The sequence below is a fragment of the Siccibacter colletis genome (assembly GCF_000696575.1).
GTDB classification, from domain to species: domain Bacteria; phylum Pseudomonadota; class Gammaproteobacteria; order Enterobacterales; family Enterobacteriaceae; genus Siccibacter; species Siccibacter colletis.
This window is the reverse complement of record NZ_JMSQ01000039.1, coordinates 206,222-218,324: the sequence shown is the minus strand read 5'-3', so window position 1 is coordinate 218,324 and position 12,103 is coordinate 206,222. Positions and strand designations below refer to the sequence as shown.

General features: G+C 60.2%; 12 protein-coding genes. 7 read left to right on the top strand and 5 right to left on the bottom strand.

The window, feature by feature from the left end; genetic code table 11:
* Window positions 1–60: 60 nt before the first annotated feature.
* Window positions 61–1,056, bottom strand: coding sequence for a 6-phosphogluconolactonase (pgl, locus tag ET34_RS0119995; RefSeq protein ID WP_031525004.1), 996 nt, complete (start codon window positions 1,054–1,056; stop codon window positions 61–63).
* A gap of 140 nt (window positions 1,057–1,196) precedes the next feature.
* Between pgl and ET34_RS0119990 the strand changes: the two genes are divergently transcribed.
* Window positions 1,197–2,015, top strand: a complete 819-nt coding sequence (locus ET34_RS0119990; RefSeq protein ID WP_031525002.1) for a pyridoxal phosphatase — start codon at window positions 1,197–1,199, stop codon at window positions 2,013–2,015.
* On the opposite strand, the gene modC is transcribed toward ET34_RS0119990, so the two are convergent.
* The 4 genes from modC to ET34_RS22220 form a co-directional block, all read right to left on the bottom strand.
* Window positions 2,016–3,074, bottom strand: coding sequence for a molybdenum ABC transporter ATP-binding protein ModC (gene modC, locus ET34_RS0119985; protein ID WP_031525000.1), 1,059 nt, complete (start codon window positions 3,072–3,074; stop codon window positions 2,016–2,018).
* A complete protein-coding gene (gene modB / locus ET34_RS0119980; RefSeq protein WP_031524999.1) occupies window positions 3,074–3,766 on the bottom strand; it encodes a molybdate ABC transporter permease subunit in 693 nt (230 codons plus the stop codon). Before modB ends, modC begins: the two co-directional genes overlap by 1 nt.
* Window positions 3,763–4,536, bottom strand: coding sequence for a molybdate ABC transporter substrate-binding protein (gene modA / locus ET34_RS0119975; protein WP_031524997.1), 774 nt, complete (start codon window positions 4,534–4,536; stop codon window positions 3,763–3,765). Before modA ends, modB begins: the two co-directional genes overlap by 4 nt.
* 137 nt (window positions 4,537–4,673) lie before the next feature.
* Window positions 4,674–4,823, bottom strand: coding sequence for an AcrZ family multidrug efflux pump-associated protein (locus ET34_RS22220; protein ID WP_031524995.1), 150 nt, complete (start codon window positions 4,821–4,823; stop codon window positions 4,674–4,676).
* 132 nt (window positions 4,824–4,955) lie between these two features.
* Here ET34_RS22220 and modE point away from each other — a divergent pair, with 132 nt between their 5' ends.
* The 6 genes from modE (at window position 4,956) to galM (ending at window position 11,837) form a co-directional block, all read left to right on the top strand.
* Complete coding sequence (gene modE, locus ET34_RS0119965) at window positions 4,956–5,747, top strand: molybdenum-dependent transcriptional regulator (RefSeq protein WP_031524993.1); 792 nt, start codon at window positions 4,956–4,958, stop codon at window positions 5,745–5,747.
* A 76-nt stretch (window positions 5,748–5,823) separates the two neighbouring features.
* Window positions 5,824–7,347 carry a molybdate ABC transporter ATP-binding protein ModF gene (gene modF, locus ET34_RS0119960; RefSeq protein WP_051640584.1) on the top strand — a complete coding sequence of 508 codons (1,524 nt, stop codon included), beginning with the start codon at window positions 5,824–5,826 and terminating at the stop codon, window positions 7,345–7,347.
* A 232-nt stretch (window positions 7,348–7,579) separates the two neighbouring features.
* A complete protein-coding gene (gene galE, locus ET34_RS0119955) occupies window positions 7,580–8,596 on the top strand; it encodes a UDP-glucose 4-epimerase GalE (RefSeq protein ID WP_031524989.1) in 1,017 nt (338 codons plus the stop codon).
* Window positions 8,597–8,605: 9 nt separating this feature from the next.
* Entirely contained in the window at window positions 8,606–9,652 is a 1,047-nt protein-coding gene (gene galT / locus ET34_RS0119950) for a galactose-1-phosphate uridylyltransferase (protein WP_031524988.1), read from the top strand.
* A gap of 2 nt (window positions 9,653–9,654) precedes the next feature.
* Window positions 9,655–10,803, top strand: coding sequence for a galactokinase (gene galK / locus ET34_RS0119945; protein ID WP_031524986.1), 1,149 nt, complete (start codon window positions 9,655–9,657; stop codon window positions 10,801–10,803).
* The gene (gene galM, locus ET34_RS0119940) at window positions 10,797–11,837 is read left to right on the top strand and encodes a galactose-1-epimerase (RefSeq protein ID WP_031524984.1); all 1,041 of its coding nucleotides are present in this window, start codon (window positions 10,797–10,799) and stop codon (window positions 11,835–11,837) included. The genes galK and galM overlap by 7 nt, the downstream gene beginning before the upstream one ends.
* The last annotated feature ends 266 nt before the right edge of the window (window positions 11,838–12,103 follow it).

Here is a 12,103-nt window from a genome sequence, read left to right as displayed (position 1 = left end):
AGGGCGTATCTGCGGATACGCCCTTTTTTATTAGCTCTGCTGCTCAGAAAGTGGTGCGCATTACTGCGCGTTGATGACCACCCACATCGGCCCCTGGCCTACGGCATAACGCCCTTTTTCGCTCAGCAGCCCCTGCGCACCGTCGATAGCGTACACCGCGATATGGTGTGATTTCTGCCCGGCAGCGATCACGTATTTTCCGCTGTTATCAATATTGAAGCCGCGCGGCTGGGTTTCAGTGGGCTGGAAGCCCTCCAGCGCCAGCACGCTGCCGTCTTCGGAGATGCTGAACACCGTCAGAATGCTGGCGGTGCGGTCGCAGGTATACAGATGGCGACCATCCGGGGTGATGTGAATGTCTGCGGCCCAGCGGGTGTCGGTAAAGTCCGGCGGCATAATATCCAGCGTCTGAATACATTCGACGTTGCCGTGGGCGTTGCTGAGCTGCCAGACGTCGACCGAGCCGTTCAGCTCGTTAACGCAGTAGGCGAATTTCTGATTTGGATGGAACGCCATATGGCGCGGGCCTGCGCCCTCCACGGTGGCGACTTCCGGCGGCGTCTGCGGTGCCAGTTTGCCATCCTCGCCGAGGGTGAACAGACAGATGCGATCCTGCTTCAGCGCCGGCACCCACAGGGTGCGGTTGTCCGGCGAGATGTTCGCTGAGTGGCAGCCTTCGAGGCCTTCAACCACATCAACAATTTCCCCCGGCAGGCCGTCATTCAGGCGCGTGACGCTGACGCAGCCCGCGTTATAGGAGCCGCAGAACAGGAATTTCCCGCTGTGGTCGGTAGAGATATGCGTCGGGCTGCCCGGCAGCGCGCTGTGACCCGCTTCGGCGAGAATGCCGTCTTCCGGAGAGATGCGGTAAGCGATAACACGAAACTCCGGGCGTACGCCAACGTAGAGGAAGCGCTTATCCGGGCTGACCACCATCGGCTGCACCTGGCCGGGTACGTCAACGACCTGCAACAGCGTCAGGTCGCCCTGCTCGTCAAGACGCCAGACGTGGATCTGCTGGCTCTCGGGACTGGCGGTATAAACGGTTTGTTTCATGAATGCTCCTTTCCTGAAAACGGTGAACGTAGCCACAAGGGTAGCGTATTTATCTGTCGGTGCGCTCCGGGTTTTGCCGGGACAGCATCACGGTGTATCCTGCTGCGCAAACTTTATGATGCAACAATCTGGACTGACGAATGACCTTTCGCGTAATCGCACTCGATTTAGACGGCACGCTGCTGACGCCGCAGAAAACCATCCTGCCGGAATCACTGGAGGCGCTGCGTCGTGCGCGCGAGGCCGGTTTCAAACTGGTGATCGTTACCGGTCGCCATCACGTGGCCATCCATCCTTTTTATCAGGCACTGGAACTGGATACACCTGCAATTTGCTGCAATGGCACTTATTTGTATGATTATCATGCAAAAAAGGTCATTTCAGCCGACCCGCTGCGCCCGGAGCAGGCCATTGCCCTCACCGACATGCTGCACACCCATCACATTCACGGGCTGATGTACGTTGATGACGCGATGATGTACGAAACCGCCACCGGCCACGTGCTGCGTACCCAGAACTGGGCCCAGCGCCTGCCGGAAAATCAACGCCCGGTGTTTACCCAGGTGCCTTCCCTGAAAGAGGCGGCGCAGGAGGTGGAGGCGATCTGGAAATTTGCGCTGACGGATATTGATACCCTGAAGCTCAACGCCTTCGCCACGGAAGTGGAGCAGACGCTGGGGCTGGCCTGTGAATGGTCATGGCACGATCAGGTGGACGTGGCGCAGAAAGGCAACAGCAAGGGTAAACGCCTCGCTGAATGGGTAGCATCCCAGGGGCTGAGTATGGAAAACGTGGTGGCGTTCGGCGACAACTACAACGACCTCAGCATGCTTGAGCCGGCAGGCCTCGGCATCGCGATGGGCAATGCCGATGACGCCATCAAAGCGCGCGCCGACCGGGTGATCGGGGATAATACCGGCACCAGCATCGCCGACGCGCTCTATCAGTACGTGCTGTAATCAGGCGGTAATCGAGACGCTTTTCACCTGGGCATAGAGCCACAGCCCGGGTTTGATGGCCAGCTCGTCCCGCGCCCAGGGGCTGATGCGCGCCCACAGCGTGCGCCCCGCCACGTCCAGTTCGACTTCCACCTGGCCGTTATCGTCATAGCACTGCTTCACCTGGGCGCGCAGCAGATTACGAATGCTGCTGTACTGCGGAGGTTGCAGCACCAGCGAGACGTCCGACGCCTGAATGCGGATGCGCAGCGACGCCTGCAGCGGCTGGTCGAGGCGGTTGACCCAGACGTGCTGATCGCCAATCGCCAGCGCCGTCATGGCGTAATGCGGATGGTGCTCCAGCACCGACACTTTCAGCACGCTACTCTGCTGCTCCGGCGGCAGCCACGGGTGCATCACCCGGCTGCCCCACACGCTTTCCAGCGGACCAAAAGCTTTTACCGCACCGTTCTCCAGCACCAGCACGTTATCCGCCAGCTGCTGGATCTCATCCAGCGAGTGACTGACATACAGCATCGGCACCGAAAATTCCCGCGCCAGGCGTTGCAGCCAGGGGAGCAGCTCGCGCTTGCGCGGCAGGTCGAGCGAGGCCAGCGGCTCGTCGAGTAGCAGTAGTTCCGGCGCGGTGAGGATTGCGCGGCCAATCGCCACCCGCTGCTTCTCCCCACCCGACAGCGAGCCGGGCAGACGGTCCAGCAGCTTTTCAATCCCGAGCAGCGCCACCAGCTTGTCGAATTGTCCGGCCATGCTTTTCGCCATGCCGTATTTCAGATTGCCCGCCACCCGGTAATGCGGGAACAGGCGCGAATCCTGGAAGATGTAGCCGACGCGGCGTTTCTCAGGTGGGAGAAACACCTGCTGCGCGGTGTCGCTGAGCACGCGCTGATTGAGCACGATGCGCCCCTGCTCAGGCCGGGTCAGGCCGCTGATGGCGTTGATCAGTGAGGTTTTCCCCGCCCCGGATACGCCGAAGATGGCGGTGATGCCGGTGGTGGGCAGCGTCTGCTGGACCTGCAACCTGTGGCTGCCCAGCGTCTGGGTGAAATCAAGCTCCAGCATCAGGCACTCCCCAGCCGCTTACGGCTGATGCCGGCCAGCCATTCGGCGACCATCAGCGACACCAGCGCCAGCACAATGGCAATCACGCACAGGCGCGCGGCGGCGCTTTCGCCACCGGGGGTCTGGATCAGGGTATACATCGCCGACGGCAGGGTGCGGGTTTCGCCGGGGATGTTCGAGACGAAGGTAATGGTCGCGCCAAACTCGCCCAGCGAGCGGGCAAACGCCAGCACGGTGCCGGCGATAATGCCGGGCAGCATCAGCGGCAGCGTGATGGTGGCGAACACTCGCCAGCGCCCGGCGCCGAGGGTGCGCGCCGCCTGCTCCAGCCGCAGATCGACGGCTTCAAGCGCGAGGCGAATAGCCCGCACCATCAGCGGGAAAGACATCACGCAGGCCGCCAGCACCGCGCCGCGCCAGCTGAAGGCAAAGGTCAGCCCAAACCAGTCGTGCAGGTATTTGCCGATAAACCCGTTGCGGCCCATCGCCACCAGCAGCAGGTAGCCCACCACCACCGGCGGCAGCACCAGCGGCAGGTGGATCAGGCTGTCGAGCAATGCTTTGCCCGGAAAGGTGCAGCGCACCAGAATCCAGGCGACAAGCACCCCAAAAGGCAGGCTCACCAGCACTGCCAGCGTAGAGACTTTCAGGCTGAGAAGCACCGCCTGCCATTCAGGTTCACTCAGGATCATTTTGCCGTGGTAAATCCGTAACGTGTAAATATCGCCGCGGCCTGCGGGCCTTTCAGATAATCATAGAAGGCTTTGACCGCCGCGCTGTTGTGGTCGGCGACGATCGCCATCGGGTATTCCACTTTTTTGTGCGAGCTTTCCGGGAAGGTCGCCACCACTTTCACCTCTTTACTGGCGATAACGTCTGAGCCGTACACGATACCGAACGGCGCTTCGTTGCGCTCCACCAGCGCCAGTGCGCCGCGAACGTCATCCGCCGGGGCTAACTGCGGGCTGACGCTCTCCCAGGCACCCAGCTTTTGCAGCGCTTCTTTGGCATAGATGCCTGCCGGTACGTGTGCCGGATCGCCCACCGCCAGACGGCCACCGTTGAGCAGCGCTTTCCAGTCGGTTTTATCGCTGATGGTGAAAGGCTTCTGGCTTGAGGCTTTCGGTGCTACCACCACCAGGCTGTTGGTCAGCAGGGTAATGCGCGTCGGTTTATCCACCGCCTGCTTGTCGGCGGCGTAATCCATCCACTTCTGATCGGCGGAGATGAAAATATCGGCCGGAGCGCCCGCTTCAATCTGACGCGCCAGGGTTGAGGAGGAGGCGTAGGAGGCTACCACCTGCACATATTTCTCTTTGGTGTAACCGGCGCTGATCTCCTGCAGCGCGTTGGTCAGTGACGCCGCTGCGAAAACGGTGATCTTCTCTGCGGCCTGCGCAGAATGCACCACTGCCAGTGAAAGCGCTGCGCCAGCGGCCAGTCGAACCCATGATGTCGCCATGATTTACCTCATCTTATCGCTTCGTTATATACGCGATAATATAGCGGCTATTCTGCCTGTTTCACAGATTTATCGGCAAAAAACGCGGGAGCTTGAGAGCAAAACGCCCGGTCAGACCGGGCGTTATGAGAGGGAATTCAGCGGGTTTCTCTGGGCTTGTCTTTGTGACCAACGCCTGAGAACAGGTTGAAGATTTCACCCAGACCGTAGATGGCGCCAAGAATGATGGCCATCACTACCGGCACCATGAGCACGGCAAATACGAGACTTTTCAATAATTCCAGCATGGTCGCCTCCAGTAAAAAAGAACGTCTATTCTAGCGTCGTCGCTAAAAAACGCACTCCCCTTTTGTGCGGTGCCCGTTTGCACACCCGCGCCGCTATGGGTCACAATGCGTTTTTTGATCAGAGACCTTGCGATGCAGGCTGATATTCTCCTCACCCTCAGACTCCAGGAGCGGCTGTTTGCCGATCCGCGTCGAATTACGCTCCTTAAACAGATAGCGCAAACCGGCTCAATCAGCCAGGGGGCGAAGCTTGCGGGCATCAGCTATAAGAGCGCGTGGGATGCCATCCATGAGATGAACCAGCTCAGTGCGCAGACCCTGGTGGAGCGCGCAACCGGTGGCAAAGGCGGCGGTGGCGCACGGCTGACGCGCTACGGGGAACGGCTGATCCAGCTCTACGATCTGATGACACAGATCCAACAGAAAGCCTTTGATGCCCTGAGCGACGACACCCTGCCGCTCGACAGCCTGCTGGCGGCCATTTCGCGCTTCTCCCTGCAGACCAGCGCCCGCAATCAGTGGTTTGGCACAGTGGTTGCCAGCGACCATGATGCGCTCCAGCCGCAGGTCAGCGTGCTGCTGGCGGACGGGGCCACGCGTATTCACGCGGCGGTCACCGGGCAGAGCGCCGGGCGGCTCGGGCTGGAGCCGGGTAAAGAGGTACTGGTGCTGATCAAAGCCCCGTGGGTGTCGCTGACCCGGCAGCCAGAACAGGCAGCGCAGGCGGATAACCAGCTGCGTGGCGTCGTAACGCAGATCGACAGCGCCGGGGCGGTACATGAAGTCCTGGTGCGGCTTCCTGATGGGCAAACCCTGTGTGCCACGCTTACCGATGCGCAGTTCGCCGCCGTAGCACCAGAAGAAGGTGCTGAGATCACCGCATTTTTTAACGCCGATCGCGTTATCCTCGCCACACTCTGCTAAAACCCGGCTGCGCATTGACAAGCGCGGCGCGGCACCGTATCCCTGTCATCTTCTGCTGCAAAAAACGGGATGCATCATGACTATATTGCAGATTTCGCAAGGCACGTTTCGCCTGAGCGATACCAAAACCCTGCACATTGAGGCGCTGACCCTCACTGCCGGGGAGAGCTGGGCGTTTGTTGGCGCGAACGGTAGCGGGAAATCCGCCCTCGCCCGGGCGCTTGCCGGTGAGTTACCGCTGCTTAAAGGTGAACGCCAGTGCGGCTTTACCCGTATCGCCCGCCTCTCCTTCGAGCAGCTTCAGCAGCTGGTGAGCGACGAGTGGCAGCGCAATAACACCGATCTGCTTGGCCCCGATGAAGACGATACCGGTCGCACCGCGCGGGAGATTATTCAGCAGAACGTGCAGGATGACGCGCGGTTACAGGATCTGGCCGCGCGCTTCGGCATTGCTCACCTGCTTGAGCGCCGCTTCAAGTATCTCTCCACCGGTGAGACGCGCAAAACGCTGCTCTGCCAGGCGCTGATGGATGCCCCGGATCTGCTGGTATTTGATGAACCCTTCGATGGCCTGGATGTGGCATCCCGCCGCCAGCTGGCGGATCTGCTGGCAACGCTTCACGCGCAGGGTTATACCCTGGTGCTGGTGCTTAACCGCTTCGACGATATCCCTGACTTTATCGACTTTGCCGGGGTGCTGGCCGATTGCACGCTGGTGGAGGCAGGTGAAAAGCCAGCGCTGCTGGAGAAGGCACTGGTTGCCCAACTGGCACACAGCGAAACTCTGGCAGGCATGGCGCTGCCGGAAGCGGATGAGCCACCGGCCCGTCTTGCTCTGCCCGAGGGTACCGCACCGGTAGTGCTGCGCAACGGCGTGGTTTCTTACAACGACCAGCCGGTGCTGCACAACCTTAGCTGGACGGTAAAGCCCGGTGAACACTGGCAGATTATCGGCCCGAACGGCGCGGGGAAGTCCACGCTGCTGAGCCTGATTACCGGCGATCATCCTCAGGGCTACAGCAACGATCTCACGCTGTTCGGCGTGCGGCGCGGCAGCGGTGAAACCATCTGGGACATCAAAAAGCATATCGGCTACGTCAGCAGCAGTCTGCACCTTGACTATCGCGTCAGCACCAGCGCGCGCAACGTGATTTTATCCGGCTACTTTGATTCCATTGGCATTTATCAGGCAGTCTCCGATCGTCAGCACCAGCTGGCGCAGGCGTGGCTGGATATTCTCGGCTTCAGCCAGGCGCTCGCCGATGCGCCGTTCCACAGCCTCTCCTGGGGGCAGCAACGGCTGGCGCTGATTGTGCGGGCGCTGGTCAAGCATCCGACGCTGCTGATCCTCGATGAACCGCTGCAGGGGCTGGACCCGCTCAACCGCCAGCTGGTGCGGCGCTTTATTGATGTCGTCATCGGCGAGGGGCATACCCAGCTGCTGTTTGTTTCGCATCATGCGGAAGATGCGCCGGAATGCATTACCCATCGGCTGACGTTTGTGACCGAGGGAGATCGCTATCGCTACGATATTGTTTCCCTGCATCCGGCGAGCGCTCAGCAGACAGAAAACGCAGGCCGGGAGCCATGCCAGGGGTAACAGATAACCCTGCTCAATGTAACGGAAGCTACGGCTTCCGTTTTTTCTGGCGCTGACTTTCAGATAACCTGCAACGCGCAGGGCCACACTCTTGTTTTACAATAGGATATTGACCCGCAACCCAACGGCGTGAAACCAGTGTAAACGATTCCACTATTTTATCCCATGTCACACTTTTTCCTTCTCTGTTATGCTATGTTTATCACATACCATAAGCGTAATGGAGCGAAAAATGAGAGTTCTCGTAACGGGTGGTAGCGGTTACATAGGAAGCCATACCTGCGTGCAGCTGCTGCAAAATGGTCACGAGGTGATCATCCTCGATAATCTCTGCAACAGTAAACGCAGCGTCCTGCCGGTTATTGAACGCCTGTCCGGTAAACATCCTCTCTTTATTGATGGCGATATCCGCGACGAAGCCCTGCTGACGGAAATTTTCCACGATCATGCCGTGGACGCGGTAATTCATTTCGCCGGTCTGAAAGCCGTGGGTGAGTCCGTGGCGAAGCCGCTGGAGTACTACGATAACAACGTCAACGGTACGCTGCGCCTCATCTCCGCCATGCGCGCCGCCAACGTCACCAACTTCATTTTCAGCTCCTCGGCCACCGTCTACGGCGATCAGCCAAAAATCCCTTACGTTGAAAGCTTCCCTACCGGTACGCCGCAGAGCCCCTACGGCAAGAGCAAACTGATGGTGGAGCAGATCCTCACCGATCTGCAGAAAGCGAATCCGGAGTGGAGCATCGCCCTGCTGCGCTACTTCAACCCGGTCGGCGCGCATCCGTCAGGCGACATGGGTGAAGATCCTCAGGGCATCCCGAACAACCTGATGCCGTATATCGCCCAGGTGGCCGTTGGCCGCCGCGATTCGCTGGCTATTTTTGGGAATGACTACCCGACCGAAGACGGTACCGGCGTGCGCGACTATATCCACGTAATGGATCTCGCGGACGGCCACGTTGCCGCTATGCAGGTGCTGGCGGACAAACCGGGTGTGCATATCTACAACCTCGGTGCCGGCGTTGGCAGCAGCGTGCTTGACGTGGTTAACGCGTTCAGCAAAGCCAGCGGCAAACCGGTCAACTATCACTTTGCGCCGCGCCGCGACGGCGATCTGCCCGCCTACTGGGCCGATGCCAGCAAGGCGGACAAAGAGCTCAACTGGCGCGTCACGCGCTCACTCGATGAAATGGCTGAGGACACCTGGCGTTGGCAGTCCCGCCACCCACAAGGCTACGAAGATTAAGGATGTGTGATGGAGCAATTTAACCCGGTCGATCACCCGCATCGCCGCTATAACCCGCTGAAGGGAGAATGGATTCTGGTGTCCCCGCACCGCGCGAAACGCCCGTGGCAGGGCGCGCAGGAGACGCCAGCGAAACAGACGCTGCCGCAGCACGACCCGGACTGCTTCCTGTGTCCGGGTAACACCCGCGTCACCGGCGATCAAAACCCGCAATACACCGGCACCTACGTGTTCACCAACGACTTCGCGGCGCTGATGACCGACACGCCGGACGCGCCGGCGCAGGACGATCCGCTGATGGGTCTGGAAAGCGCGCGCGGGACCAGCCGGGTTATTTGCTTCTCGCCGGACCACAGCAAAACGCTGCCGGAACTTACTCTTCCGGCGCTGGAAGAGGTGGTCAGGACCTGGCAGGAACAGACCGCCGAGCTGGGTAAAAGCTGGCCGTGGGTGCAGGTGTTTGAGAACAAAGGCGCGGCGATGGGCTGCTCTAACCCGCATCCGCACGGGCAGATCTGGGCCAACAGCTTCCTGCCGAACGAAGCGGCGCGGGAAGATGCCCTGCAGCGCGACTATTTCGACCAGCACGGTAGCGCGATGCTGGTGGACTACGCGGCGCGCGAGCTGAAAGATGGCAGCCGCACCGTGGTGGAAACCGAGCACTGGCTGGCTGTCGTGCCGTGGTGGGCTGCGTGGCCGTTTGAAACGCTGCTGCTGCCGAAAGCGCACGTGCTGCGAATGACCGATCTGACCGATGCCCAGCGCAGCGATCTGGCACTGGCGCTGAAGAAACTGACCAGCCGGTACGACAACCTGTTCCAGACCTCTTTCCCCTACTCCATGGGCTGGCACGGCGCACCGTTTAACGGCGAAGAGAACCCGCACTGGCAGCTGCATGCCCATTTCTACCCGCCGCTGCTGCGCTCCGCGACGGTACGCAAGTTTATGGTTGGCTATGAAATGCTGGCGGAAACCCAGCGCGACCTGACCGCCGAGCAGGCCGCCGAGCGCCTGCGCGCTGTCAGCGATGTCCATTTTCGCGAATCAGGAGAATAACAATGAGTCTGAAAGAGAACACACAAGCACTGTTTGCTGAAAAATTCGGCTACCCTGCCACCCACACCATTCAGGCGCCTGGCCGCGTAAACCTCATCGGGGAACACACCGACTACAATGACGGTTTCGTACTGCCGTGCGCCATCGACTACCAGACGGTGATCAGCTGCGCGAAGCGCGATGACCGCACCGTGCGCGTGATCGCGGCCGACTATGATAACCAGCAGGACGAATTCTCACTGGATGCGCCCATTCTGGCCCATGACGCGCAGCAGTGGTCCAACTACGTGCGCGGCGTGGTCAAACACCTGCAGCAGCGCGACGGCAGCTTCGGTGGCGCGGATCTGGTGATCAGCGGCAACGTGCCGCAGGGCGCGGGCCTTAGCTCCTCGGCTTCACTGGAAGTGGCGGTGGGCACCGTGTTCCAGCAGCTTTACCATCTGCAACTCGACGGGGCGCAGATTGCGCTCAACGGCCAGGAAGCGGAAAACCAGTTCGTCGGCTGCAACTGCGGCATCATGGACCAGCTGATTTCCGCGCTGGGCAAAGAGGGGCACGCGTTGCTGCTGGACTGCCGCAGCCTTGGCACCAAAGCGGTACCGATGCCGCAGGGCGCAGCAGTCGTCATCATCAACAGCAACTTTAAACGCACGCTGGTGGGCAGCGAGTACAACACCCGCCGCGAACAGTGTGAAACCGGTGCGCGCTTCTTTACCCAGAAAGCGCTGCGCGACGTCAGCCTCGACCAGTTCAATGCGGTAGCGCACGAGCTGGATCCGGTAGTGGCAAAGCGCGTGCGTCACGTGCTGACCGAAAATGCCCGCACGCTGGAAGCTGCAGACGCGCTGGCGCAGGGTGACCTGAAACGCATGGGTGAGCTGATGGCAGAGTCCCACGCCTCAATGCGCGACGACTTTGAAATCACCGTGCCGCAGATCGACACCCTGGTGGAGATCGTCAAAGCGGTTATTGGTGATGAAGGCGGCGTGCGCATGACCGGTGGCGGTTTCGGCGGCTGCGTGGTGGCCCTGGTGCCGGAAAGCCGCGTCGCGGACGTGAAGCAGGCCGTGGAAGCACAGTACGAAGCGAAAACAGGCATCAAGGAGACGTTCTACGTCTGCAAACCTTCACAAGGAGCTGGTCAGTGCTAAAAGAGACGCCAACCCTGGCACCGGATGGATTGCCGTACCGCCTCTCGACGTTGCGTAACGCCAACGGGATGGTGGTCGCGCTGATGGACTGGGGCGCGACACTGCTCTCCATCCGCGTACCGATGAATGATGGAACCGTGCGCGAAACGCTGCTGGGCTGCCCCAGCCCGGAAGTGTATCAGCAGCAGACCGCGTTTTTAGGCGCGTCGATTGGCCGCTACGCCAACCGCATCGCCCGCAGCACGTTTACTCTCGACGGCAAACAGTTCTCGCTGCTGCCAAGCCAGGGTGAAAACCAACTGCACGGCGGCCCGGAGGGCTTCGACAAACGCCGCTGGCGCATTGTGCGTCAGAATGAGCGCGAAGTGCTCTATACCCTCGATTCGCCGGACGGCGATCAGGGGTATCCGGGCGAGCTGTGTGCTACCGCGCATTATCAGCTCAATGATGACAACGGTCTGGTGATCGAGTACCGCGCGCAGGTCGATAAGCCCTGCCCGGTGAACCTCACTAACCATGCCTATTTTAACCTCGACGGCACCCAGCATGACGTGCGCAACCACAAGCTGCAGCTGTTCGCCAGCCGCTGGCTGCCGGTGACGGCGCAAGGCATCCCGGAAGGCGATCTTGCTGATGTTGCAGGTACCAGCTTCGACTTCCGCACGCCAAAAACCATTGCCCGGGACTTCCTGAGCGATGAGGCACAGCAGAACGTGCGCGGCTACGATCACGCTTTCCTGCTGGATGCGCAGGGTGACGTTACGCAACCCGCAGCACAGGTCTGGTCGGCAGATGAGAAACTGCAGATGAGCGTGTTTACCACCGCCCCGGCCCTGCAGTTCTATACCGGGAACTTCCTCGAAGGCACCCCGGCGCGAGAACAGGGTGAGTATCAGGCGTGGCAAGGCCTGGCGCTGGAAAGCGAGTTTCTGCCGGACAGCCCGAACCATCCCGAATGGCCCCAGCCAGACTGCATTCTGCGCCCCGGCGAAGACTATCGCAGCGTAACCGAATATCGCTTCACGCCGCGGTAAGCAGAAAGCCCTCTCACGAGGGCTTTTTTTTGCCCCGGTTGCTGAATATAGCGTCAGTCATCAGCAAAATAGCAACGGTGGATTCACAACCGGCTTACACTGCACGTTTATTTTCGCTATGGTTAAGGTTTAGCGTTGCTGCTGGCGTCACCGCGGCAATATAATGAGAATTGTTATCACTCTATCAATCTCAGGCACTTACTCATTCAAGTTGCGTTGCGGCGCTAACGCGAGGCAGCTTCGATGATGACGTGTATATAAGGAGT

Coding starts and splice junctions, on each gene's coding strand:
- pgl (WP_031525004.1), bottom strand. CDS start 1,056: ATGAAACAAACCGTTTATACCGCCAGTCCCGAGAGCCAGCAGATCCAC.
- ET34_RS0119990 (WP_031525002.1), top strand. CDS start 1,197: ATGACCTTTCGCGTAATCGCACTCGATTTAGACGGCACGCTGCTGACG.
- modC (WP_031525000.1), bottom strand. CDS start 3,074: ATGCTGGAGCTTGATTTCACCCAGACGCTGGGCAGCCACAGGTTGCAG.
- modB (WP_031524999.1), bottom strand. CDS start 3,766: ATGATCCTGAGTGAACCTGAATGGCAGGCGGTGCTTCTCAGCCTGAAA.
- modA (WP_031524997.1), bottom strand. CDS start 4,536: ATGGCGACATCATGGGTTCGACTGGCCGCTGGCGCAGCGCTTTCACTG.
- ET34_RS22220 (WP_031524995.1), bottom strand. CDS start 4,823: ATGCTGGAATTATTGAAAAGTCTCGTATTTGCCGTGCTCATGGTGCCG.
- modE (WP_031524993.1), top strand. CDS start 4,956: ATGCAGGCTGATATTCTCCTCACCCTCAGACTCCAGGAGCGGCTGTTT.
- modF (WP_051640584.1), top strand. CDS start 5,824: ATGACTATATTGCAGATTTCGCAAGGCACGTTTCGCCTGAGCGATACC.
- galE (WP_031524989.1), top strand. CDS start 7,580: ATGAGAGTTCTCGTAACGGGTGGTAGCGGTTACATAGGAAGCCATACC.
- galT (WP_031524988.1), top strand. CDS start 8,606: ATGGAGCAATTTAACCCGGTCGATCACCCGCATCGCCGCTATAACCCG.
- galK (WP_031524986.1), top strand. CDS start 9,655: ATGAGTCTGAAAGAGAACACACAAGCACTGTTTGCTGAAAAATTCGGC.